Genomic DNA, 22,498 nt, shown 5'->3' on the forward strand with positions numbered 1-22,498 from the left:
AGGCGGGGAGCGCCGCAGGACAATGGCGCCCGACCCATGCACCAGCCCGCCCCGCCCATCCTTTCGCTGCGCCACTACGGCACGTCGCGCGGCAGCCATGCGCACGACCACTTCCAGGTGCTGGTCGGCCTGGAGGGCGTGCTGGAGATCGAGGTCGAAGGCCGCGGCAGCGGCATAGGCGCCGGCCAGGCGCAGGTGGTCGCGCCGGGCGACCGGCACGACTTCGAAGCGCGCGGCAGCAGCGGCAGCAGCTGCCTCGTGTTCGACACCGCGCATGGGCCCTGGGCCCGGTGTGCCGAGCGCGCGCCGGCCGACCCGATTCAGCTGCATGCGCTGGCGCGCTATCTCGCGCATTGCACGACACAGCCGCGGCAGTTCGCGCTTGCCCTGCAGCACGGTCCCGCGCTGCTGCTGGAAGCCTGGAGCCCCGCGCCTTCTTCGATGCCGCACACGCGCCGCCGCCGCATCGACTGGCCGGCGCTCGCGGCCTGGGCCCGGGCGCGGTGGCACGAGCCGCTCACGGTCGCCGACCTGGCCACGGTCGCCTGCCTGAGCCCCAGCCAGCTCGCGCAGCGCTGCCGCGAGGAACAGGGCGTGAGCGCGATGCACTGGCTGCGCGGCCTCCGACTGGCGCATGCGCGCGAACTGCGGCTCGAAGGCATGGGCGTGGCCGAAACGGCGCGCCGCACGGGCTACCGCTCGCCCTCGGCGCTCACCGCCGCGCTGCGCCGGCGCGATCGCTGCTGACCGGCAACACCGTCGTTGCGCGACGACGCACCGGCGCTGCGCGACGGCCGGCCGGGTTAGCCTCGCTCTCCATGTCGCCCACCCTCCATGCCCTCTTCGCGATCGCGCTCTGGGCCACGCTCGCCTCGCTCGGCACCGCCCTCTCGCACCTGCCGCCCTTCCTCCTGACCGGGCTCGCGCTGATCATCGGCAGCCTGCCGAGCTGGCCACTGGTGCTGCGTGACCGTGCAGCCTGGCGCGTGCCGCCGCGCACGCTGGCATTGGGCGTCTACGGCCTGTTCGGCTTTCACTTTCTGCTGTTCATCGCGCTGCGGCATGCGCCGCCGGTCGAGGCCAACCTGGTCAACTACCTGTGGCCGCTGTTCATGGTGGTGCTGGCGCCGGTGCTGCTGCCGGGCGTGTCGCTCAGGCCGCTGCACCTGGCAGCGGCGCTGCTGGGCTTTGCGGGCGCGGCGGTCGCGATCCTCGGCACGCGCGGCGGCGCAGGCGCTGGCGCCATCGCGATCCAAGGCTACTGGGGCTTCCTGCCGGCGCTGGGCTCGGCCTTCATCTGGGCCAGCTATTCGCTGTGGACGAAGCGTGTGGAAACCTTTCCGACCTCGGCCATCGGCCTGTTCGGGCTGGTCTCGGGCGTGCTCTCGCTGGCCTGCCACGCGCTGCTCGAAGCGCCGGCCGCGCTGTCCGGCAAGGACTGGCTGCTGCTCGTGCTGTGCGGCCTCGGCCCGCTGGGCGCGGCCTTCTTCGTGTGGGACATGGCGCTCAAGCGCGGCGACCCGCGGCGCATCGGCATCCTGAGCTACCTCACCCCCCTGGGCTCGACGGCGTTGCTGCTGCTCGTGACCGGCCGGCCACTGACCTGGACCATCGCGCTGGCGGCCCTGCTCATCATTTCGGCGGCCGTCATGGGCGCGCGCGCACGCTGAATGGCGTTCGTCCGACGGAAGCGCGCGTTTTTATGGCTAGAGTGGAGGCTCAGGAAAAAAGGAGCCCCCACTCATGGAAAACAAGAACAAGAACGAAGACTTCGAGATCACGCCCAAGCTGGTGTTCGACCTGAACCTGGCGCTGTACCTCGACCTGGTGGCCGCACTCGAGGGCGCGGGCGCCATCACCTACCGCCAGATGGCGGCGCGGGTGCTCAACATCAGCATGGATGCGCGCGCCGACGGCGAGAGCGGCCTCGCAACGGCGCTGGAAGGCGTCGCCAAGGGTTTCGCCGGCCAGGGCGGCGGCCTGTCGATCGAACTGCTGAAGGCCGCGCGCAGCCTGCGCGAGGACGACGCGATGGGCGACATTCCGATGCGGCCCGACGAAGGCTGAACCGCAGCGCCTCCAAAGAAAGACCCGGGTGTCGCTGGAGCCCGGCCTCGCGGCCGGCCGTTCGACGCCTGCGCTTCAGTCCTCGGCCACCTGCAGCACCAGCTTGCCGAAGTTCTCGCCGCTGAATAGCCGGTTCAGCGCCTCGGGGAAGGTGTCGAGCCCCACAACCACGTCTTCCTTGCTCTTCATGCGGCCGTCCTTGAGGTAGCCGGCGAGCTCGGCCACGGCAATGGGGAAGCGGTCCGCGTAGTCGAACACCACGATGCCTTCCATGCGCGCGCGGTTCACCAGCAGGCTCAGGTAGTTCCGGGGGCCGGCCGCGGGCATGCTGTTGGCGTTGTTGTACTGGCTGATGGCGCCGCAGATGATCACGCGGGCCTTGCGCGCGAGCCGCGCCAGCACCGCATCGAGGATCTCGCCGCCGACGTTGTCGAAGTAGATGTCCACGCCCTTGGGGCAGTGCGTCTTGAGGCCGTCGCGCACGGCAGCGGCGCCGGCCTTGTAGTCGATGCAGGCGTCGAAGCCCAGCTCCTTCACCACCCAGTCGCACTTGGCCTGGCCGCCGGCAATGCCGACCACGCGGCAGCCCTTGATTTTGGCGAGCTGCCCGACCGTCTGCCCCACGGCGCCCGCGGCGCCGGAGATGACCACCGTCTCGCCCGCCTTGGGCTGGCCGACGTCCATCAGCCCGAAGTAGCCGGTCATGCCCGGCATGCCGAGCACGTTGAGCCACTGGTGGATGGTGCCGGCGCGCAGGTCGATCTTGGCGAGCCCGCTGCGCTTGATCTCCTCCTGGGGCACGAGCATGTATTCCTGCACGCCCAGCGTGCCGTAGACCGTGTCGCCGGCCGCGAAGTCCGGGTTCTTCGAGGCGATGACGCGGCCGATGCCGCCCGCGCGCATCACGGCGCCGATTTCCACCGGCGCGATGTAGCTCTTGGCATCGTTGAGCCAGCCGCGCATGGCGGGGTCGAGCGAGAGCGAAAGGGTCTTGACCAGCACGCCGCCCTGGGCGGGCTCGCCGACCGGCTCGGTCGTGAACTGCCAGTGTTCGCGCGTTGCCGCGCCCTCGGGCCGCTTGGCGAGCCTGACCTGGTGATTGACGGGCGCTTCGGCCATGGGAGGTCTCCTTGGAAAGGTCGTGGTTGCGGCGCCATGCTAGCGGCGCGCGGCGCCGTCGGCCGTAGCGCAGGCGACAGCACCGCCGGACCCGCGCCCAGGCCTGGCGGCGGCCGCTCAGGCCAGGCGAACGACGATCCGCAGCCCTGGATTCGCGTTGCGCACCGCCAGGCTCCCGCCGTGCGCCTCGGCGATCAGCCGGCAAAGGTACATCCCGAGCCCGACGCCGCCGGTGGCGCGCGCGCGCGCGCTGTCGGTGCGGTAGAAGGCCTCGGTCAGGCGTTCGAGCTGGGCCTCGTCGACGCCGGGGCCGTGGTCGCGGACCTCGATCTCGACACCCTGCGCCGGCCCGTCGACCACGGCGCGCAGCGACACGCAGGGCGGGCGGGGAGCGTCGGTGCTGTAGCGCAGGGCGTTGTCCAGCAGGTTGCGCACCAGCAGGCGGATGCGCATGCGGTCGACGGCATGCGGCGGCAGTCCCTCGGCCAGGTCCAGGTGCACCTGCTGGGCGCCCGGCATCTCGGCCGCGACTTCGCGCACCAGCGCCGCCAGGTCGACCGGCTCGCGCTGCAATGCCACGTGCGGGCTTGCGAGGCGCTCGCTCTCGAGCAGGTCGCTGATCAGGTCGCGCATCTCGTTGAGGTCACGCAGCAGCGCCTCGCGCTCGGCCTGGCTTTCGGGCGTGACCGGCAGCAGCTCGGCATTGAGCCGGGCGCGCGTGAGCGGCGAGCGCAACTCGTGGCTCAACGCCAGCAGCAGCCCGCGCTTGGCATCGAGCATGGCCTGGATGTCGTCGGCCATGGTGTTGATGTGCTCGGCAAGATCGCCCAGGTCGTCGTTGCGGCGGATCGGAATCGGCTGCGTGAACTCGCCGCGGCCGAAGCGCTGCGCGCCTTCGCGGATGTCGATCAGCGGCCGCAGCAGCCGGCTGACATAGGCATAGCCCAGCACCACGAGCAGCAGCAGCGCGCAGAGCGTGGCCCAGCCGACGACGCGCGGCGCGAGCTGCCAGAGCCTGGGCGACCAGCCGAAGATGACGTGGTGGCCATCGGCCGTGGGGCGGATGAACCATTTGTCGCTCCAGGGCTTCTCGTCGCGGTCGTGCATCCAGCCGCCGCGGCCCTGGATGCCGCCGGGGTTGGAGTCCCAGTTGACCTTGGGGCCCACGATGCGGATCGTGATCGGCAGCCGGGCGACGAGCGCCTGCGCGCGCGCCACGTCGGGCGGCGTGCCGATCTCGGCGACGAGCCGGTCGGCATAGTCGACCAGCATCGGCTTGGCGGCCTCGGCCCAGCCGGTCGAAAAGGACTTCTTCATGCCGCCCATGAACACCGCCGCCATCACCAGCGCCAGCATCACGAACATCATGACCAGCCGGATGCGCAGCGAGCGGCGCCAGCGGCGCTTGCCCTGCACCTTCTCGTGCCACTGCGCGTGCCACTGCCTGTGCAGCTCCGCGCGGCGCGATGCGATCCCGCGCAGCGCCTCGCGCAAACTCCGCCGCCTGCCCTTCATGCAGGCTCGCTGCGCGCGACGGCCAGCGCATAGCCGGCATTGCGCAGCGTCTTGATGCAGTCCAGCGGCTCGAGCTTCTTGCGCAGGCGGCTCACCACGATGTCGACCGCCCGGGTGTAGAGCTCGGCCTCGTGGCCGCGCAGGCGGTTCAGGATGTCGTCGCGGCTGAACACCTTGCCGGGCTCGGCCGCCAGCAGCGCGAGCAGTTCGAACTCGGTGCCGGTGAGTTCGACGCGCTCGCCTTGGCGCAGCACCTGGCGCCGGTCGAGGTCGATCGACAGCCCGTCGAACACGCGGTGCTGGGTGCCGTTGCCGTTGGCCGCCGCCGGCGTGCTGCGCTGGCGGCGCAGGATGGTCTGCACGCGCGCCACCAGTTCGCGCGGCTCGAAGGGCTTGGGCACGTAGTCGTCGGCGCCCAGCTCGAGGCCGACCACGCGGTCCATCACCTCGCCGCGCGCAGTGAGCATCACGATCGGAATGTCGCTCTCCTTGCGGATCTCGCGGCACAGCGCAAAGCCGTCCATCTCGGGCAGCATCACGTCGAGGATCGCCGCGTCGTAGGGGCCCGCGCGCAGCTTGGCGAGCCCTTCGCTCGGGCGCACCGCGCTCTCCAGCGTGTAGCCGAAGCGGGCGAAGTAGGTGGTCAGCGGCGCGGCGAGATGTTCGTCGTCGTCGATCAGCAGGATGCGCGGCATGGCGGGATTGTGCCTCCTGGCAAACAGTTGGCTGACGATCAGGCCTGCGGGCATTGCACCGCCATTTCCGCCCGCTGCGAGGCGCGCCATTGCGCGGCCTTCACCACGGATCGGCCCGCCCGATGCGGCCCAGGTGCGTCGAGCCGAAGCCCGCGCCGTACTTGAGGCCCCAGCCGAGCGCGCGATCGAGGCCGATGTGGGCGCACCAGATCAGCCCGCCGGCCACGGCCCACGGGATGGCCGCGAGCGCACCGATGGCCAGCAGCGCGACGGCGCCGAGGTACGAATGCGTGGCGTTGTAGAAGGCGGCGCCGATGCGCGGCCCGGCCAGGTAGCCCAGCATCGCGAGATCGGGCGCCAGCAGCCAGAGCGCGAACACGCCCCAGCCGGCACCGAACTGCGCATAGGCGGCCAGCGATGCGGCAAGCACCACGACACCTTCCACACGCAGCAGCATGCGCACGCCGCCTGCCACTGCCTGGTCGTGGGATACCGTGGAACCGGCTTCTCCTGGCCACAGGTGTCGCCCCCTGGAGGGGGGTTGGCGGAGCGACACGAAGTGCGCGAAGACCGGGGGCGAGCCAAGCCTAGCCATGACGGCGCCAGCGGCGTCCGCCGCGATCCATGAAGTCACGCACCTTCTGCTGCTGCTCGGCGTTCAGGCTGTCGAAGAAATCGGCGGCGGCCGCGATGATCTCGGGGCTGCCGTTGCGCACGGCCGTGGTCTTCTCGTCGACGAGCCGCGTGGCCGCCGCCTGGTCGAGCTTGTTGCCCGCGAACAGCGCCTTGAACTGCGAACGCGGATCGCCTGCACCGCTCGCACCACGCATCGCTTCGCGCTGCGCCTGCAGCTTCTCGGCCAGCACGGTGAGCTTCTGCTTCTGCGCTGCGTCGAGTTCCAGCTTGCTGCCGACGCGCTCGACCATCCTGGTGCGGAACTCGGCGGAGTCGCCGCTGCCCCAGCCGTGCCGATGGCCGGCGCAGCCGGCAATGCTGCCCGCCACCACCGCAAGGCCGGCAAAACCGAAGAGAGTGCGTTTGATCCAGTGTTTCATGATGTTCCTTGCGGCCCGAGGGGTGCCCTGCGGGCGTGGGTCTTAGAGCCTGTTGCTGTTGCCGGCGGCTGCGGCGCGTGCATCGACGGGGTTCTGCATGGTCGAGACGACCTTGCTGTTCACGCGCGAACCCGAGGTCACGTTCTGGTCGGGTGCGGCGGCGGTGCGCATGGCTTCGAAGACGACGCCCGCGCGGTCCCTGGAAACGGCCATGGTCTCGGCACCGCGCGAACCGCGCACGACGTTCTGGTCCGGTGCGGAAGCCGCGCGAACGGCCTCGGCGTTGACTTCGGCGCGGCTCTTGGCCGAGGCGAGCGGCTGGACGCCTTCGTAGGATTCAGCCTTGGCGCCGGCTGCAGCGAGCAGCGCGAAGGAGCCGATGGCAACGACTTGGGTCAGGGAGAGAGATTTCACGATCAGGCCTTTCTGTTGTGGAAGAGGAGACCTGATGGTGCTTGCCGCGGTGCTGCAAGTCCTTTCGCCGCAGTTTCGGCGTGTTTCGTTATGTTTCGCTCGCCCCCAGGCTTCGCGCACTTCGTGTCGCTTCGCCCTCCCCCTACCGGGGGCAACACCAGAGGCCCGGCAAAGCCGGTTCCTCGGTGTTTCTGGAAGAGGCCGCGCGCGTCTCAGCCTGCCAGGGCCGCCGCCGGATCGTCCGACTCGAGCACGCCCTTGGCCCACGCCTCGAGCTTGCTGGTGTCGGCGCGCAGCACTTCCTGCTTGACGGCGAGGATGCGCGACGGATGCATCGAGAAGCTGCGCAGTCCCAGGCCGAGCAAGAGGCGCGTGAAGGCCACGTCGCCCGCCATTTCGCCGCACACGGCCACGCTCTTGCCCTGGCGGCGGCATTCGGCAATGGTGTCGGCCACCAGCCTGAGCACCGCGGGATGGGCCGGGTCGTAGAGGTGGGCCACGGCCTCGTCGGCCCGGTCGATGGCCAGCGTGTACTGGATCAGGTCGTTGGTGCCGATCGACAGGAAGTCGAAGTACTTCAGGAAGGTCTTGAGCGTGAGCGCGGCGGCGGGAATCTCGATCATCGCGCCGAGCTTCACCTTGCCGTACACGGCGCCGCGGCTGTCGAGTTCCGAGCGCGCGAAGTCGATCAGCGACAGCGTCTGGCGGATCTCGCTGACGTGCGCGAGCATGGGGATCAGCAGGTGGATCTCGCCGTGCGCCGCCGCGCGCAGGATGGCGCGCAACTGCGTGAGGAACATCGCCGGGTCGGCCAGGCTCCACCGGATGGCGCGCAGGCCGAGCGCGGGATTCAGGTGCTCCTGCTTGCTGACTGCCTTGCCGTCGAGCGGCTTGTCGGCGCCCACGTCGATGGTGCGGATGGTGACCGGCATGCCCTGCATGCCTTCGACCGCGCGCTTGTAGGCCTGGTATTGCTCTTCCTCGTCGGGCAGGCGGGTCTGGTGCTGCGACTCGCGGCCCATGAAGAGGAACTCGCTGCGGAACAGCCCCACGCCCACCGCGCCGGCCTTGACGGCGCCGACGGTGTCCTCGGGCATCTCGATGTTGGCGAGCAGTTCGACGCGCTGGCCGTCGAGCGTCACCGCGGGCTTGTGGCGCAGGCGTGCGAGCCGGCCGCGCTCGAGGTCGCCCTGGCGCTGCTTGAAGCCGTACTCGGCCAGGATGATCGGCGAGGGATCGACGATCACCACGCCGGCATCGCCGTCGATGATCACCCAGTCGTCCTGGCGCACCAGCTGGCTCGCGGTGCGCGCGCCCACCACGGCCGGAATGTCCATGCTGCGCGCGACGATGGCGGTGTGCGAGGTGCGCCCGCCCACGTCGGTCACGAAGCCGGCGAACACGCTCTTCTTGAACTGGAGCATGTCGGCCGGCGACAGGTCATGCGCGATCAGCACCAGCGGCGCGTCGATGCCGTCGCCGGCGGTGGGGTCGTCGTCCTCCTCGGCCGCGGGGCGCTTGCGGCGCGGCGGGCTCGGCGCCAGCACCGCGGCCGTGCCCTTCATGCGGTGCAGCAGCCGCTCGACCACCTGCTCGAGGTCGGCCTTGCGCTCGCGCAGGTACTCGTCCTCCATCTCGTCGAACTGGCGCGCGATGATTTCGAGCTGCGTGGTCAGCGCCCATTCGGCGTTGTAGAGCCGGTCGGTGATCCAGTGCTTCACGCCGCCGGTGAGCGCCTCGTCCTGCAGCAGCATCTGGTGCACTTCGAGCAGCGCCGCGAGCTCGTGCGGCGCATCGTTGGGGCCCATCAGCGCGACGCTGGCCTGCAGCTTGGCAAGCTCGTCGGCCACCGCGTTGCGGGCCATGCGCACCCGGTCGATCTCGGTTTCTATTTCTTCGGGCTTGATGAAGTAGTGGGCCACGTCGATGCGGCTCGACACCACCAGCACCGCGCGGCCAATGGCAATGCCACGGGCGACAGGGAGGCCGTGGACTGCGAAGGTCATGGGCGTCTACCGAAGGTCACCGGCCGCCGCCGGGCCGCCCCAAGGCGGCCGAGCCCCCTCGGGGGGCAGCGACGACACGCAGTGCGGAGCGTGGGGGCCACATTCATTCGCCTTCGCCGAACTTGTCGTTCATTAATTGAACGAGGGCATCCATCGCCTCTTCTTCCTGCTGGCCGTTGGTCTCGAGCTCGACGGTCGAGCCGAGCCCGGCGGCCAGCATCATGACGCCCATGATGCTCTTGGCATTGATGCGGCGGTCGCCGCGCGAGAGCCACACCTCGCAAGGAAAGCTGCCTGCGATCTTGGTGAGCTTGGCCGATGCGCGCGCATGAAGGCCGAGCTTATTGCTGATGGTCACGGATTTCTTGATCACTGTGCTTTCTCTTCGCCTGATTCTGGGGTGCCGCCACCGCCACCTGCATGACACCCGCGGTGCCGCCCGCGATGGCGCGCTGCACCAGCGTCTCGAGCGGCTCGTGGCGGTAGGTCACCGCGCGCAGCAGCATCGGCAGGTTGACGCCTGCCACCAGCCGCGAGCGGACGCCGTCCACCAGCTTCTGAGCCACGTTGCAGGGCGTTGCGCCGAACACGTCGGCCAGCACCAGCACCTGCGAGCGCGGTGCATTGAGCTGCTGCGCGAGCGTGATGCGGGCCGCCGCCAGCGTTTCTTCGGGCGACACGTTGGGCAGCACGTCGAGTGCGACGATGGCCTGTTCGCAATCGGGGAACACATGCAGCGCGCACCGCCGCAGCGCCTGCGCGAACGGTGAGTGGGCGATGATGAGGATGCTGTTCATGCGGGTCGGGGAACTACGCACCGATTATGCGGGGGCGCCCAGAGGAAGTAGACATACGACATAACGCAGCAGGCGAGGAAAACGGACAGCGCCGCACGGAACGACGCCACCGGATCGAGCCCGGCGCTGGCGAACAGGTCGATCAGCAGGCCGATGCCCCACTGCACGACAAATACGCCTGCAAAGACCACCAGGTTGTAGGCCGACAGCGCGCGGCCCGCGAGCGCGGTCGGCAAGGCCAGGGCAACGGCGGGCTGGGCCAGCGTGACGACGGTGGAGACGCACAGGAAGACCACCCAGGCCACCGTCCCCGCCGCGGGGCCAGCTATCAAAACCAGAGCAAGCACGAGCATCCCGAGCGGCATGCCCCAGGCCAGCAGCCGGGCAGCGGGAATGCCGCGGTGCGCGAGCCGCGGATTGACCATGCCCCAGAGCCCATAGGTCGCGAGCAGCGCGATGCTGATCCAGAACAGCGCGCCGGCGGCCTCCTGGGGCGTGTAGCCCGCCACGCGCGTGAGCCATGGCACGACCCAGAGCGTCTGCATCGCGACGAAGCCGCCGTAGTTGAAGAAACCGATCGGCGCCAGCTTGCGGAAGAAGGGGTCGCGCCAGACGGCCGCGTAGCTGCCCTCGTCCTGGTTCTTTTCCCGGGCGGCGCCGTCATCCCATGCCGGCGCCGCCCATGCGATCAGCGCCATCGACACGAGCGCGCCCGCCGCCAGCAGCCAGAACAGCGGCCGCCAGCCGAGGTAGGGCATGAGCCACTGCACCGGCAGGGTCGCGCCGACCAGGCCGAAGGAGCCCACCATCAGCATCCACGAGTTGCTGCGCAGCTGCATGGGCGGCGTCAGCCAGCGCCGGTAGCCGGTGAGCGGCGCCATCAGGCAGGCGCTCACGCCGACGCCGGTGAGCACGCGCGCCGCCAGCAGCAGCCAGAAATGCGTGGCCACCGAAAACAGCAGGCAGCCGGCCACCGCGGCGGACAGGAAGCAGACGATCACGCGCTTGGGCCCATGGCGGTCGAGCCAGGTGCCCATGGGCAGCTGCGTGAACGCGAAGCCCAGAAAATAGCCGCCCGCGAGCAATCCAAGATCGCGCGACTCGAGTCCGAACTCGGCGGTGAGCGCCGGCGACAGCGTGGCCGTGATGGCCCGCACCAGCGTCGAGAGGAAATAGGCGAAGGCGAAGGCCAGGAAGACGGTGGCGATGCGCCGCCGGCCGGCAAGCAGGCCGCCGCTCATGGGAGACGCAGGCCCTCGAAGAAAGTGGTTGCCGCGTCGGGCGCAGAAGGGCGGCCGAGCACGGTGGCCTGGTAGAGCGAGACACCGCCGTTCTTCTTCGACTGGGCGAACCAGAGCACCTGGACCGGTGCGGCGCCCTGCCGCGGCGGCTGCGCATCGAGCCGCACCGGTGCGGGCGCGGCGAGCGCGCGTTTCAGTGCAGCAGGGGCTTCGGTCATCTGCGTCTCGCCCAGCTGGCTGCGGGTGGCAGCACGCCACGCCTTGAGCCAGGCCTCGGCCTGCGCCGGACTGTCGGCGGATGCATGGGCCACGGCGAAGGTTGCACCGCCGGTCTCGCAGCCCGCCATGTCGACCTGCACCGACTCGACGCCGAGCGGCAAGGCGCGATTGGCGCGGTCCGGCTTGCAGGGCAGGAGAACGACCAGGCCGTCATCGGCAACCGGCACCTCGCGCCAATTGAAGGTGGGGCTGCAGGCGGCAAGCACGAGCGCGGCGGCTGCGGCCAGCGGGGGCCGGAAACGGGAATCGGACGATGGCATCGGAAAGCCATTATCGAGCCGCGCGGACGCACGCCGGCACGATCCGGCGGGCGGAACTAAAATCGCCCCGCCTCTCTCCATCCGCTGCCATGAAAAAATACATCGCCGTCGCCGCAGTCGCCCTTGCATTGGCCGCTGGCGTGGGGGTGTACCTCGGTTCCGGCGCCACCGCGGCACCGGCCTCGACCTTCGTGCTGCTCGACGGCAGCAAGAAAAGCACCAACGACCTGAAGGGCAAGGTCACCCTGGTGAACTTCTGGGCTACGAGCTGCGTGACCTGCGTGGCTGAAATGCCCAAGGTCATCGCCACCTACGACAAGTACAAGTCCAAGGGCTACGACACGCTGGCAGTGGCCATGAGCTACGACCCGCCGAGCTACGTCGTCAACTTTGCCGAGACCCGCAAGCTGCCGTTCAAGGTGGCGATCGACAACACCGGCAGCGTGGCGCAGGCCTGGGGCGACGTGAAGCTCACGCCCACCACCTACCTGGTCAACAAGAAGGGCGAGATCGTGAAGCGCTATGTGGGCGAGCCCGATTTCGCCGAGCTCCACAAGCTGATCGAGAAGCTGCTCGCCGAGGCCTGATCCGCCCGCTGGAATCATGAAGGCGCTCCTTTCGGCAGCGCCTTTCTTGTTCTGCCGCTCGGCTACTGGTTGCGGAAGCTGTCGTGGCAGGCCTTGCAGCTCGAGGCGGTGGCGCCGAACTGGGCCTTGAGCGCGTCGATGGTGCCGGCCTTGGCTGCGACCACCAGCTTGCCGGTCTCGGCAACCATCTTGTCCTGGTGCTCCTTGAACTTCGCGGTTTCCTTCCAGACCTCAGGCTTGCCCTTGCCGCCTTCGGTTCCGGCCCCGAAAGCGGTCCAGGGCAGCCTGGCCATTTCGGCCACGATCTCTGCGTTGGCGGAGGCGGCAGCCGCATCGTAGGGAATGCGTCCATTGGCCATGGCGCCGACACGGCTGAAATGCTGGCCCATCACGAACAGCGCGCTCTGGCGGTACTTGATGGCGTCCTCGGGCTTGGCGAACTGGGCGGCCGCCGGCAGGGAAATCGCGGCGCAGGCAGCGGCCAGCGCGAACGGAGCAAGTCGAATCATCGGGGTCCTTGTTGTGGGTTCGGCACCGTCGAAAACGGCGCCGCGCCGAGTGTAGGGGCAGCGTTCCTGGCGCGCATAGCAACAACCCGAAGCATGCAGCGGCCCGGACTTTGCTAATCTGCGCCTTCCGCAGTCTTTTGCGCACCCCGCCTCTTCGATGACCGACTCCTCCGTGGCCGCCATGCAGGCCGCATCGTCCGACACCCCCGTCCGAAAGCGCATCTGGGATCTGCCGACGCGCGTTTTCCACTGGACATTGAGCGTCACCGTGATCGGCCTGATCGCCACCGGCCTCGGCGGCGTCATGGAGTGGCACTTCCGCCTGGGCTACACAGTGCTCGCCCTGCTGCTGTTTCGCCTGCTCTGGGGTTTCGTGGGCGGACGCTGGTCGCGCTTTGCCTCGTTCTTCTATGGCCCGGGCTCGGTCGTCGCGTACCTGCGCGGGCGGGCTCATCCCGATCATGTGATCGGCCACACGCCATTGGGTGCCCTCTCGGTTTTCGCCGTGCTTGCGGTGCTTGCGGCACAGGTCGGCACGGGGTTGATGGCGGACGACGAAATTTCCGCAGCGGGGCCGCTCACGCGCTTCGTCTCCGGCGACGTGGTGAGCCTTGCCACGGGCTGGCACGAGGGGCCGGGCAAGACGATCGTGATTGCCCTGGTGAGCCTGCACGTGCTGGCGGTGCTCTTCTACGTGCTGGTCAAGCGGCACCGCCTGGTGCGGCCCATGGTGTCGGGCGACAAGCTGGTCACGCCCGCCCACAGCCAGGCGGCGCCCAGCCGCGACGACACCGCCTCGCGCGGGCTCGCGCTGGTGCTGTTCGCCGCATGCGCAGGTGCGGCCTGGTGGATTTCATCGCTGCGCGTATGAGCTTTTCGGTTTCACGCCCCCTGCCGCTGGCCGATACGCCAGCCGTCGTGCTCCTGACGCCGGAGGAACCTGGCGAACTCGATGCGGCGCGCGCGATCTTCCGCGACTACGCCGCCTCGCTGGACATCGATCTGTGCTTCCAGAACTTCGAGGAAGAGGTCGCCACGCTGCCGGGCGACTACGCCGAACCGCGCGGCGCCCTGCTGCTTGCGCTGGTCGATGCCGCCCACATCAAGGAAGAGGCCGGGCAACGCGCGCCGACCTTCCTGCGCGCCAACGGCACGCTGGCGCACGTGGCCGGCTGCTGCGCACTGCGCCCGCTCGACAACACCGACTACGCCAATGCCGCCGAGATGAAGCGGCTGTTCGTGCGGCCCGGCTTTCGGGGGCTGGGGGTCGGGCGGCAGCTCGCCGAAGCGATCCTCGACGCCGCGCGCGGCGCAGGCTATGCCTGCGTGCTGCTCGACACGCTGGACGAGATGGAGTCGGCTCGCGCGCTTTACGAGGACCTGGGTTTCGAGGAAGTGCCGCCCTACTATCACAACCCGATCGCGGGCGCGCACTACCTCAAAGTGGAGCTTTAGTCAGCTCAGCCGCGGGCCTGGGCCAGCAGCGTCTCGGCGTTGCTGACCTCGAACTTGCCCGGTGCCTCGACGTTCAGCGTGGCCACCTTGCCGTCCTTCACGAGCATCGAATAGCGGTTGCTGCGCAGGCCCATGCCGCGTCCGGTCAGGTCGAGCGTGAGGCCGGTGGCCTTGGCGAAATCGGCACTGCCGTCGGCCAGCATGCGCACCTTGGCGCCGGTCTTCTGGTCGCGTGCCCAGGCGCCCATCACGAAGGCGTCGTTCACGCTCACGCACCAGATCTCGTCCACGCCGGCGGCCTTGAAGTCGTCGAAGTGCTGCACATAGCCGGGCACGTGCTTGGCCGAGCAGGTGGGCGTGAAGGCGCCCGGCAGCGCGAACAGCGCAATGGTCTTGCCGGCCGTGGCCTTGCCCACGTCCACCGGGTTCGGTCCGATGCTGCAGCCTTCGCCCTCGACCTCGGAATATTCCTGCAGGGTTGCCGAAGGTAGGGTGTCGCCGACTTTGATCATCTGAGTGCTCCTGAAAAAGAAAAACGGCCCACATTGTGGGCCGTTTCCGGATGGGTTGCCTTCGAGAGGCTTCCCGGGGTCGATCAACCAGTGATCAGACCAGCACGGCCTTCTCGACCAGGCGGGTCACGACCCAGTTCTTGGTCTTGGAGATCGGACGGCTTTCCGTGATCTCGATGGTGTCGCCCAGCTTGTACTCGCCCTTTTCGTCATGGGCGTGGTACTTGCTCGTCTTGGCCACGATCTTGCCGTAGAGCTCGTGCTTCACACGGCGCTCGACCAGCACGGTCACGGTCTTGGCACGCTTGTCGCTGACCACCTTGCCGATCAAGGTGCGCTTGAGGGATTTTTTAGCTTCCGTCATGTTCACTCCTTACTTGGCGGCTTGGGTTTCTTGCTGCTTCTGAGCAAGAATGGTCTTGGCGCGCGCGATGTCGCGGCGCGTCACGCGCAGCGTCGAGGTGTTCGACAGCTGTTGCGTGGCTTTCTGCATGCGCAGGCCGAAATGGGCCTTCTGCAGGTCCTTGATTTCGGCTTGCAGGCCTGCGACGTCCTTCGTGCGCAGCGTTGCAGCCTTGGTCACCTTGGCCGGAGCCGCGGTTTCTTTTTTCTTACGTGTTGCCATGGATGTTCTCCTCTCAGGCGCCGAGCTGGCGAGCGACGAACGTCGTGCGCAGCGGAAGCTTGGCGGCGGCCAGGCGGAACGCTTCGCGGGCGAGTTCTTCGGGCACGCCGACGATCTCGAACACGATCTTGCCAGGCTGGATTTCAGCGACGTAGTACTCGGGGTTGCCCTTACCGTTACCCATCCGCACTTCGGCGGGCTTGGTAGAGATCGGCTTGTCCGGGAACACGCGGATCCAGATACGGCCACCGCGCTTCACGTGACGCGAAATCGCGCGGCGAGCGGCTTCGATCTGGCGCGCCGTGAGGCGGCCGCGGTCGGTGCATTTGAGACCGAAGTCACCGAAGGCAACCGAGTTGCCCCGGGTTGCGACGCCGGTGTTGCGGCCCTTTTGTTCCTTGCGGAACTTTCTGCGTGCAGGTTGCAGCATTTTTAATACTCCGTAGTTCTAAGACCGATCACTCGGTCTTGGCACCGTCAGCTGCTGCAGCTGGCGCGGCTTTGCGGACGCGCTTAACGGCGGGTTTCGAGTCTGCACCCGGAGCAGCAGGGGCTGCGCCAGTGGCTTCTGCGGGCTTGTCGCTGCCGTCGGCCGGAGCGGTGTTGCCACCGATCGGGCCACGGGCACCGGCGCGCGGGCCGGGACCACGACGGTCCGAACCCGGACGGTCGCCACCCGGGCGGCCATCGCGGCGCGGACCACGCGGACGACGCTCGTCGTCCGGACGCGGCGTTTCGACGGCCGGCAGGTCGTTGCGGCCCAGCGTGTCGCCCTTGTAGACCCAGACCTTGACGCCGATGACGCCATAGGTGGTCTTGGCTTCCGAGGTGCCGTAGTCGATGTCGGCACGCAGCGTGTGGAGGGGCACGCGACCTTCGCGATACCACTCGGTACGGGCAATTTCGATGCCGTTCAGGCGGCCGGCCGACATGATCTTGATGCCCTGGGCACCCAGACGCATGGCGTTCTGCATGGCGCGCTTCATGGCGCGGCGGAACATGATCCGCTTTTCGAGCTGCTGCGTGATGCTGTCGGCGATCAGCTGGGCATCGATTTCAGGCTTGCGCACTTCTTCGATGTTCACTGCCACCGGCACGCCGAGCTGCTTGCCCAGTTCGCGCTTGAGGTTCTCGATGTCTTCGCCCTTCTTGCCGATCACGACGCCCGGACGAGCCGAGTAGATCGTGATGCGTGCGTTCTTGGCGGGACGCTCGATCATGACGCGCGACACCGAAGCGTTTTTCAGCTTCTTCTTGAGGTATTCGCGAACCTTGATGTCTTCGGCCAGCATGCCCGCGAAATCGCGGTCGCTTGCGTACCAGCGGCTGGACCAGTTACGGGTAACCGCAAGGCGGAAGCCGGTCGGATGGATTTTCTGTCCCATATTTCTTCCAGGCGTTCTTAGTTGCCAACCGTCACGTACACATGGCACGTGGGCTTGCTGATGCGGTTACCGCGACCCTTGGCTCGCGCCGTGAAGCGCTTGAGCGTTGCGCCCTGTTCGACGTAGATGGTCTTGACCTTCAGTTCGTCGATATCGGCGCCATCGTTGTGCTCGGCGTTGGCAATTGCCGACTCGAGCACCTTCTTGATGATCACAGCGGCCTTCTTCTGCGTGAATTGCAGAACGTTGAGCGCTTGATCAACCTTCTTGCCGCGGATCAGGTCAGCGACCAGACGGCCCTTGTCGACCGAGAGGCGGACACCGCGGAGGACTGCACGTGTTTCAGACATGGTCGTTCCTTACTTCTTCTGGACTTTCTTGTCCGCGGGGTGCCCCTTGAACGTGCGCGTGAGCGCAAATTCGCCGAGCTTGTGGCCGACCATCTGGTCGGTGATGTAGACAGGCACGTGCTGCTTGCCGTTGTGCACGGCAATGGTCAGGCCGATGAACTCGGGCAGGACCATCGAGCGGCGCGACCAGGTCTTGATCGGCTTCTTGTCCTTCGTCGTCACAGCCTTGTCGGCCTTGGCCACGAGGTGATGGTCAACAAACGGACCCTTTTTGAGAGAGCGAGTCATTTGCTATCCCTTACTTCTTGCGGCGCGACACGATGAAGACCTGCGTGCGCTTGTTGTTACGGGTACGGTAGCCCTTGGTCAGGTTGCCCCATGGGTCGACAGGATGGCGGCCTTCGCCGGTCTTGCCTTCGCCACCACCGTGCGGGTGGTCGACAGGATTCATCACCACGCCGCGAACGGTCGGGCGAATACCCATGTGGCGCTTCACACCGGCCTTGCCGAGTTGGCGCAGGCTGTGCTCTTCGTTCGCAACTTCACCGATGGTGGCGCGGCATTCGATGTGGATGCGGCGCACCTCACCCGAACGCATGCGGACCTGGGCGTAGACGCCTTCGCGAGCCAGCAGCGTGGCCGACGTGCCGGCCGAACGCGCGATCTGCGCGCCCTTGCCGGGCTGCAGTTCGATGCAGTGGATCGTCGAGCCGACCGGAATGTTGCGGATCGGCAGCGTGTTGCCGGCGCGAATCGGGGCTTCCGAACCGCTCAGCAGCGTTGCGCCAGCCTCAAGACCGCGCGGGGCGATGATGTAGCGGCGCTCGCCGTCGGCGTAGCAGACCAGGGCAATGTGGGCGGTGCGGTTCGGGTCGTATTCGATGCGTTCGACCTTGGCCGGGATACCGTCCTTGTTGCGCACGAAGTCGACAACGCGGTAGTGGTGCTTGGCACCGCCGCCACGATGACGGATCGTGATGTGGCCGTTGTTGTTGCGGCCGGCCTTCTGGAACTGGGGTTCCAGCAGAGGCGCGTGAGGAGCACCCTTGAACAGGTGGTCCCGCGAGATCTTCACCGCGCCGCGTTGGCCCGGCGAAGTGGGTTTCATCTTGATGACGGCCATGATTAAGCGCCTTCCCCGACGAGGTTGAGCTCTTGACCGGGCTTGAGCGTCACATAGGCCTTGCGAACGTTGTCGCGGCGGCCGATGGACTTGCCAAAGCGCTTGGTCTTGCCCTTGGTGTTGAGCACCGACACGCCCTGGACTTCGACCTTGAACATCAGTTCGACGGCGGCCTTGATCTCGGGCTTGGTGGCGTCTTGCAGCACCTTGAAAGTGACAGCGTTCGACTTCTCGCCGACCATCGTGGCCTTTTCGGACACGATCGGGGCGACCAGCACCGCCATCAGGCGGCCTTCTTCGAACGTACGTTCAGCGGCGGTAGGGTTCACGCGGCTCATGCGAACATCTCCTTGAGCTTGTCGACGGCACCCTTGGTGACCAGCACCTTCTTGTAGTGGACCAGCGACACCGGATCGGCGTAGCGGGGTTCGACCACGAGAATGTTCACCAGATTGCGCGAGGCAAGGTACAGGTTTTCGTCGACTTCTTCGGCGATCACGAGCACGGACTCGAGATTCATCGCCTTGAAACGGGCTGCCAGCGGCTTCGTCTTGGGCGAATCCACGGTCAGCGAATCCACCACGGCCAGACGGCCTTCGCGAGCGAGCTGCGAGAAGATGGCGGCCATGCCGGCGCGGTACATCTTCTTGTTGATCTTCTGCGAGAAGTTTTCGTCAGGCATGTTCGGGAAGATCCGGCCACCCCCGCGCCACAGCGGCGAGGACGTCATACCGGCACGGGCGCGGCCCGTTCCCTTTTGCTTGAAAGGCTTCTTGGTCGAGTGCTTGACCTGCTCGCGGTCCTTCTGGGCGCGCGTGCCTTGGCGGGCGTTGGCCTGGAATGCAACGACGATCTGGTGGACCAGGTCTTCGTTGTAGTCACGGCCGAACACGGTCTCGGGGGCGTCGTATTTCGACGCGGCCTGGCCTTGTTCGTTCAGGAGTTCGAGTTGCATTACTTCGCTCCTTCAGCCGCTTGCGGCTTGGCCTTGATGGCGGGGCGCACGGTGACGAAGCCACCCTTCGAACCCGGGATCGCGCCCTTGATGAGCAACAGTTGACGCGCTTCGTCGATGCGGAAGACATCGAGGTTCTGCGTGGTCTTGGTGACGTCGCCGAGGTGGCCCGTCATGCGCTTGCCGGGGAACACGCGACCGGGGTCTTGTGCCATGCCGATCGAGCCGGGAACGTTGTGCGAACGGCTGTTGCCGTGCGACGCGCGTTGCGAACTCATGTTGTGGCGCTTGATCGTGCCGGCGTAGCCCTTGCCGATCGAGGTGCCTTGCACGTCGACCTTCTGGCCCACCGAGAACACGCTGCTCGCGGCAATCACGCCGCCAGCCTTGTGCTGGCCTGCGGTATCGGCGGTCACGCGGAATTCGCGGATGATTTCACCAGCTTCGACACCCGCCTTGGCGAGGTGGCCCGCTTGGGGCTTGGTCACGCGCGATGCCTTGCGCGAACCGAACGTCACTTGCAGTGCGACGTAGCCGTCGGTCTCTTGCGACTTGATCTGGGTCACACGGTTGTTGGACACATCCACCACCGTGACAGGAACTGCGTCCCCGTCATCGGTGAAGAGACGCATCATCCCCACCTTGCGGCCCAGCAACCCGAGGGAGTTGCTCAGACTCATTTGTTTTCTCCAAAAATGGAAACTCCCCTCGCCGCTGCCACTTCAATTGGCGACAGCGTTTGGCCGATTCCCTTTGGGGTACCCGGCCTGCGAAGGAAGGTTGATAAATCTCCGCCCTCACGGCGGCCAAATGGACGCACGAAGGGCAGAGCCAGCGATTATAGCCCGCGATGCGGGCGCGGTGCAAGCTGCATTGCGAAGCAGCCCGGAGGGCGCTCGCCCCCCTCCGGTTCTTGCCTGCTTTTTTGCGGCTCCGCCCTATTTGACGGGCATCGTGATGATGCTGTCACCACTTGGCGTGGACTTCATTTCGCCGCTGGATTTCAGGTTCGGCGTCGCCGCGCCGGTCTGGATGGGGACGGAAACCGCGCTTGAGCCGCCGCCCTGATTGATGAACACATTGAGGTAGGCCAAGCCTTCGGCCTCGCTCACCACGACGACGGTGGCCGTGGTCCGCTTGCCGGCCGGCAGCGCGAGGGTGCTGCTTCCCTGGAGCGCCAGCCCCTTGTCGGCGCTCAGGCGGACCGTGGCACCGTCGGCGTCGGTCACACCGTCGAACTGCAGCACGACAGGCGTGGCCTGGCCCAGTTGCGGCGTGGCGTCGAGCCGATATTCGAGCTTGACGCCGGCGCCGCCGGGCTTCTGCGGCGCCGTGGCCATCGGGGCGGCCTGGCGCTGCTGCGACGCCGCATGCCTGGCGCTGCGCGACCCGGGCTCGCCGTCTGCCGTGGCCGGCGCCGACAGTGTTGCCAGTGCGAGGCACGCGAGGGCCATCATCGAATTCGATCGGATGTTCATGGCGGCCTTTCTTGCTACTGAATGGAGACGTCGAAGCATGCGTCGAGACTGCTGAGGTCCGTCACTGCCAGAACGTACTCGCCGGCCGACAGGCTGACCGTATTGCCGGTGCGGGAAATCAGGCCGCCCCGGAAGATGTCGAAATCGGGATTGGATCCCGCCGGACCGCCATTCACGACGATCTGGTAGCTGCGGTTGGCGGGCGCATTGAAGCGAACATAGGAGAAGTTGCCGAGCTTGTTGCCCGTGCCGGCGTCGTTGGAGACGCAGGCACGGGTCACCCCGCCGCCCACGGCCGCCACCTTGTACATCGGGATCGCAACCGGAATTGCGCCGTCGTTGGTTTCGGCGCCGCCGAACGGATCGTTGTCCGTCGCGTTGATGCTCTGCCCGCCGAGCAGGGCGGCCAAAGCCGAAGCGCTGCCCGGGGCGGTCGCGTTGAAGGCCGCCGAGAAAGGATGGATCGAGGTGACGGCCGCGCCGCTCCTGAACTGGAAGCCGGTCAGCGTGTCGTGGATCGGCTTGAAGCCCACCTGCTGGTTGAGGTTCCAGAAAATCGACTGGATCGAGGTTTCGCTGTACCAGCCCGGCAGGGTTGCCGCGCCGGCAGAGAGGTCGATGTTGATGCTCTCCCGGGCGGACGCCTGTTGCGCGCCGCCCGAATCGACATAGTTCCGGCGCCCCAGCGCGATACCCGACCAGGCGTTGCCCCAGCCTTCCGAGAACGCGAGCCGGCGATCGGTACGCTGGCTCTGGCTGTGGTCCCCGCCCATCGAGTCGTCGCGGCTGAAGGAGGACTGGTAGTAGTGCCCCCACTCGTGGGCAATCACCGACGTGTCGTATTCATCGGTATCGACGTCTTCCTTGCCCAGCACATAGATTTCACGGCCGCTACTGCCTCTGTCGACGAAGAAGGTGCTGCCAATCTGTCCCGCCGGGAGGTTGATAACTCCACGGGTTGGCGCATTGTTGGGACTCCAGAACACGCGCAATACCGGGAACGTCGCTACAGGCGCAACCGACATGACCTTCTGCATGGCGGTGTAGACCGTATCGAGGATGGCGAAAGGCGCCGCCACCCGGTCCCCGGTGTAGCTCGAGCCACCCCAGCCCGAAGGTGCGTGGAGGTCGCGCACCGAGGCGACCATGCCGGACGAGAAGGTGGGACTCTGCATGGTGTACAGGCCGCCGGAACGCGTGTTGTCGCGCACCGTCACATCCCAGCTTGCGCCCGGGCCGCTTCGAACCAGCTGCGCCTTGACCCGCACCGCGATCGCCGTGTTCGCGGGCACGGACACCGCATAGGCGCCGTTGTCGTCGGTGGTGGCCGTAGCCAGCTGCGCGGACGTTGCCGCATTGAGCACTTCCACCACCGCCCCTCGTACGGGCCTGGGAGCCGAGCTGGCATAGACGAGCGTGCCGCTCGGATTCGGCACGGATTCATAGGTGGCCGTGCCGCTCAGGGTCACCGGGCCCGCCACCGGCAGCGGGAAGCCGGCCAGGCCGCCGCCACCTCCCCCGCCGCCTCCGCCACCGCAGGCGGCCAGCAGCGCCGCGACGACACATGCCGCGATCCATGCAGAAGAGTTCCTGTAGCTCATAGCTTGTACTGCCCTCGTTTCAGCCCCGGCCCTTGTCTGCCCCGAAGAATACCGGTGCGCGAGGATGCCACAGTTGGGAAACAAATAAAAAAAGCCCGCTTGCATTTCTGCAAGCGGGCTTTTCAGGAAACGCAGCGCGAGGCCGGTTTACTGCAGCTTGATTTCGACGTCCACGCCGGCCGGCAGGTCGAGCTTCATCAGCGCGTCCACGGTCTTGTCGGTCGGGTCGACGATGTCCATCAGGCGCTGGTGCGTGCGGATCTCGAGCTGGTCGCGCGAGGTCTTGTTGACGTGCGGCGAACGCAGGATGTCGAAACGCTTCATGCGGGTCGGCAGCGGCACGGGGCCCTTGACGATCGCGCCGGTGCGCTTGGCGGTATCAACGATTTCGGCTGCCGACTGGTCGATCAGCTTGTAGTCGAACGCCTTCAGGCGGATGCGGATTTTTTGCTTGGTAGCCATGGTGATTC

General features: G+C 67.2%; 32 protein-coding genes. 6 read left to right on the forward strand and 26 right to left on the reverse strand.

The features are described from left to right. Nucleotides 1–36: 36 nt before the first annotated feature. The 3 genes from EJO66_RS11210 (at nucleotide 37) to EJO66_RS11220 (ending at nucleotide 2,067) form a co-directional block, all read left to right on the forward strand. Nucleotides 37–747, forward strand: coding sequence for an AraC family transcriptional regulator (locus EJO66_RS11210; protein WP_125965297.1), 711 nt, complete (start codon nucleotides 37–39; stop codon nucleotides 745–747). A 71-nt stretch (nucleotides 748–818) separates the two neighbouring features. Then, on the forward strand, nucleotides 819–1,670 hold the full coding sequence (locus tag EJO66_RS11215) for a DMT family transporter (RefSeq protein ID WP_124958938.1): 852 nt from the start codon (nucleotides 819–821) through the stop codon (nucleotides 1,668–1,670). A 73-nt stretch (nucleotides 1,671–1,743) separates the two neighbouring features. Then, nucleotides 1,744–2,067, forward strand: a complete 324-nt coding sequence (locus EJO66_RS11220; RefSeq protein ID WP_124958939.1) for a hypothetical protein — start codon at nucleotides 1,744–1,746, stop codon at nucleotides 2,065–2,067. Nucleotides 2,068–2,142: 75 nt separating this feature from the next. Here the strand turns inward: EJO66_RS11220 and EJO66_RS11225 are convergent, their stop codons facing one another. The 11 genes from EJO66_RS11225 to EJO66_RS11275 form a co-directional block, all read right to left on the reverse strand. Next, complete coding sequence (locus tag EJO66_RS11225) at nucleotides 2,143–3,186, reverse strand: NADP-dependent oxidoreductase (protein WP_124958940.1); 1,044 nt, start codon at nucleotides 3,184–3,186, stop codon at nucleotides 2,143–2,145. Nucleotides 3,187–3,303: 117 nt separating this feature from the next. After that, entirely contained in the window at nucleotides 3,304–4,701 is a 1,398-nt protein-coding gene (locus tag EJO66_RS11230; RefSeq protein WP_125965298.1) for a HAMP domain-containing sensor histidine kinase, read from the reverse strand. Continuing rightward, nucleotides 4,698–5,396, reverse strand: coding sequence for a response regulator transcription factor (locus tag EJO66_RS11235; RefSeq protein WP_164547811.1), 699 nt, complete (start codon nucleotides 5,394–5,396; stop codon nucleotides 4,698–4,700). The genes EJO66_RS11230 and EJO66_RS11235 overlap by 4 nt, the downstream gene beginning before the upstream one ends. A 100-nt stretch (nucleotides 5,397–5,496) precedes the next feature. Further along, nucleotides 5,497–5,853 (reverse strand): DUF4260 domain-containing protein, encoded by a 357-nt coding sequence (locus tag EJO66_RS11240; RefSeq protein ID WP_223262266.1) that lies wholly within the window; start codon nucleotides 5,851–5,853, stop codon nucleotides 5,497–5,499. Nucleotides 5,854–5,983: 130 nt separating this feature from the next. Next, nucleotides 5,984–6,451 carry a Spy/CpxP family protein refolding chaperone gene (locus EJO66_RS11245; protein ID WP_124958943.1) on the reverse strand — a complete coding sequence of 156 codons (468 nt, stop codon included), beginning with the start codon at nucleotides 6,449–6,451 and terminating at the stop codon, nucleotides 5,984–5,986. Nucleotides 6,452–6,493: 42 nt separating this feature from the next. Further along, a complete protein-coding gene (locus EJO66_RS11250) occupies nucleotides 6,494–6,865 on the reverse strand; it encodes a DUF4148 domain-containing protein (RefSeq protein ID WP_124958944.1) in 372 nt (123 codons plus the stop codon). A gap of 212 nt (nucleotides 6,866–7,077) precedes the next feature. Further along, the gene (gene ptsP / locus EJO66_RS11255; protein ID WP_124958945.1) at nucleotides 7,078–8,871 is read right to left on the reverse strand and encodes a phosphoenolpyruvate--protein phosphotransferase; all 1,794 of its coding nucleotides are present in this window, start codon (nucleotides 8,869–8,871) and stop codon (nucleotides 7,078–7,080) included. Between the two features lie 103 nt (nucleotides 8,872–8,974). Beyond that, a complete protein-coding gene (locus EJO66_RS11260; RefSeq protein WP_124958946.1) occupies nucleotides 8,975–9,244 on the reverse strand; it encodes an HPr family phosphocarrier protein in 270 nt (89 codons plus the stop codon). Further along, entirely contained in the window at nucleotides 9,213–9,668 is a 456-nt protein-coding gene (locus EJO66_RS11265) for a PTS sugar transporter subunit IIA (RefSeq protein ID WP_124958947.1), read from the reverse strand. The genes EJO66_RS11260 and EJO66_RS11265 overlap by 32 nt, the downstream gene beginning before the upstream one ends. Next, a complete protein-coding gene (locus tag EJO66_RS11270; RefSeq protein ID WP_124958948.1) occupies nucleotides 9,665–10,909 on the reverse strand; it encodes an MFS transporter in 1,245 nt (414 codons plus the stop codon). The genes EJO66_RS11265 and EJO66_RS11270 overlap by 4 nt, the downstream gene beginning before the upstream one ends. Beyond that, nucleotides 10,906–11,448: a hypothetical protein gene (locus EJO66_RS11275; RefSeq protein WP_124958949.1), complete on the reverse strand. Its 543-nt coding sequence runs from the start codon at nucleotides 11,446–11,448 to the stop codon at nucleotides 10,906–10,908. The genes EJO66_RS11270 and EJO66_RS11275 overlap by 4 nt, the downstream gene beginning before the upstream one ends. An 89-nt stretch (nucleotides 11,449–11,537) precedes the next feature. On the opposite strand from EJO66_RS11275, the gene EJO66_RS11280 reads away from it, so the two are divergent. Next, on the forward strand, nucleotides 11,538–12,035 hold the full coding sequence (locus EJO66_RS11280) for a TlpA disulfide reductase family protein (protein WP_124958950.1): 498 nt from the start codon (nucleotides 11,538–11,540) through the stop codon (nucleotides 12,033–12,035). A gap of 62 nt (nucleotides 12,036–12,097) precedes the next feature. Here EJO66_RS11280 and EJO66_RS11285 read toward each other — a convergent pair whose 3' ends face one another. Beyond that, the gene (locus tag EJO66_RS11285) at nucleotides 12,098–12,544 is read right to left on the reverse strand and encodes a c-type cytochrome (protein ID WP_124958951.1); all 447 of its coding nucleotides are present in this window, start codon (nucleotides 12,542–12,544) and stop codon (nucleotides 12,098–12,100) included. 157 nt (nucleotides 12,545–12,701) lie between these two features. Between EJO66_RS11285 and EJO66_RS11290 the strand changes: the two genes are divergently transcribed. Together EJO66_RS11290 and EJO66_RS11295 are read left to right on the forward strand one after the other, a co-directional pair. After that, on the forward strand, nucleotides 12,702–13,415 hold the full coding sequence (locus EJO66_RS11290; RefSeq protein WP_124958952.1) for a cytochrome b/b6 domain-containing protein: 714 nt from the start codon (nucleotides 12,702–12,704) through the stop codon (nucleotides 13,413–13,415). Further along, on the forward strand, nucleotides 13,412–13,999 hold the full coding sequence (locus tag EJO66_RS11295) for a GNAT family N-acetyltransferase (protein ID WP_124958953.1): 588 nt from the start codon (nucleotides 13,412–13,414) through the stop codon (nucleotides 13,997–13,999). Before EJO66_RS11290 ends, EJO66_RS11295 begins: the two co-directional genes overlap by 4 nt. Before the next feature lie 5 nt (nucleotides 14,000–14,004). Here EJO66_RS11295 and EJO66_RS11300 read toward each other — a convergent pair whose 3' ends face one another. The 14 genes from EJO66_RS11300 to rpsJ form a co-directional block, all read right to left on the reverse strand. Continuing rightward, on the reverse strand, nucleotides 14,005–14,511 hold the full coding sequence (locus tag EJO66_RS11300; protein ID WP_124958954.1) for a peroxiredoxin: 507 nt from the start codon (nucleotides 14,509–14,511) through the stop codon (nucleotides 14,005–14,007). Nucleotides 14,512–14,605: 94 nt separating this feature from the next. Further along, nucleotides 14,606–14,875 (reverse strand): 30S ribosomal protein S17, encoded by a 270-nt coding sequence (rpsQ, locus tag EJO66_RS11305; RefSeq protein ID WP_015867662.1) that lies wholly within the window; start codon nucleotides 14,873–14,875, stop codon nucleotides 14,606–14,608. 9 nt (nucleotides 14,876–14,884) lie between these two features. Next, nucleotides 14,885–15,094, reverse strand: a complete 210-nt coding sequence (gene rpmC, locus EJO66_RS11310; RefSeq protein ID WP_026284221.1) for a 50S ribosomal protein L29 — start codon at nucleotides 15,092–15,094, stop codon at nucleotides 14,885–14,887. 55 nt (nucleotides 15,095–15,149) lie between these two features. Next, on the reverse strand, nucleotides 15,150–15,566 hold the full coding sequence (rplP, locus tag EJO66_RS11315; RefSeq protein WP_015867664.1) for a 50S ribosomal protein L16: 417 nt from the start codon (nucleotides 15,564–15,566) through the stop codon (nucleotides 15,150–15,152). A gap of 28 nt (nucleotides 15,567–15,594) precedes the next feature. Next, a complete protein-coding gene (gene rpsC, locus EJO66_RS11320; protein ID WP_015867665.1) occupies nucleotides 15,595–16,521 on the reverse strand; it encodes a 30S ribosomal protein S3 in 927 nt (308 codons plus the stop codon). Between the two features lie 17 nt (nucleotides 16,522–16,538). Then, nucleotides 16,539–16,871: a 50S ribosomal protein L22 gene (rplV, locus tag EJO66_RS11325; RefSeq protein ID WP_007838134.1), complete on the reverse strand. Its 333-nt coding sequence runs from the start codon at nucleotides 16,869–16,871 to the stop codon at nucleotides 16,539–16,541. Between the two features lie 9 nt (nucleotides 16,872–16,880). Next, the gene (gene rpsS, locus EJO66_RS11330) at nucleotides 16,881–17,159 is read right to left on the reverse strand and encodes a 30S ribosomal protein S19 (RefSeq protein ID WP_007838132.1); all 279 of its coding nucleotides are present in this window, start codon (nucleotides 17,157–17,159) and stop codon (nucleotides 16,881–16,883) included. A 10-nt stretch (nucleotides 17,160–17,169) separates the two neighbouring features. Then, on the reverse strand, nucleotides 17,170–17,994 hold the full coding sequence (rplB, locus tag EJO66_RS11335; RefSeq protein ID WP_015867666.1) for a 50S ribosomal protein L2: 825 nt from the start codon (nucleotides 17,992–17,994) through the stop codon (nucleotides 17,170–17,172). Nucleotides 17,995–17,996: 2 nt separating this feature from the next. After that, nucleotides 17,997–18,332, reverse strand: a complete 336-nt coding sequence (rplW, locus tag EJO66_RS11340; RefSeq protein WP_007838129.1) for a 50S ribosomal protein L23 — start codon at nucleotides 18,330–18,332, stop codon at nucleotides 17,997–17,999. Continuing rightward, on the reverse strand, nucleotides 18,329–18,949 hold the full coding sequence (rplD, locus tag EJO66_RS11345) for a 50S ribosomal protein L4 (protein WP_013543942.1): 621 nt from the start codon (nucleotides 18,947–18,949) through the stop codon (nucleotides 18,329–18,331). The genes rplW and rplD overlap by 4 nt, the downstream gene beginning before the upstream one ends. Continuing rightward, nucleotides 18,949–19,629, reverse strand: coding sequence for a 50S ribosomal protein L3 (gene rplC, locus EJO66_RS11350; RefSeq protein ID WP_021012791.1), 681 nt, complete (start codon nucleotides 19,627–19,629; stop codon nucleotides 18,949–18,951). The genes rplD and rplC overlap by 1 nt, the downstream gene beginning before the upstream one ends. Nucleotides 19,630–19,887: 258 nt before the next feature. Further along, on the reverse strand, nucleotides 19,888–20,427 hold the full coding sequence (locus EJO66_RS11355; RefSeq protein ID WP_125965299.1) for a hypothetical protein: 540 nt from the start codon (nucleotides 20,425–20,427) through the stop codon (nucleotides 19,888–19,890). A gap of 14 nt (nucleotides 20,428–20,441) precedes the next feature. Continuing rightward, on the reverse strand, nucleotides 20,442–22,028 hold the full coding sequence (locus tag EJO66_RS11360; RefSeq protein ID WP_125965300.1) for a hypothetical protein: 1,587 nt from the start codon (nucleotides 22,026–22,028) through the stop codon (nucleotides 20,442–20,444). Nucleotides 22,029–22,175: 147 nt separating this feature from the next. Continuing rightward, entirely contained in the window at nucleotides 22,176–22,490 is a 315-nt protein-coding gene (gene rpsJ, locus EJO66_RS11365; protein WP_007838118.1) for a 30S ribosomal protein S10, read from the reverse strand. Between the last annotated feature and the right edge of the window lie 8 nt (nucleotides 22,491–22,498).

It is taken from the genome of Variovorax beijingensis (assembly GCF_003951285.1).
Lineage (GTDB): Bacteria > Pseudomonadota > Gammaproteobacteria > Burkholderiales > Burkholderiaceae_C > Variovorax > Variovorax beijingensis.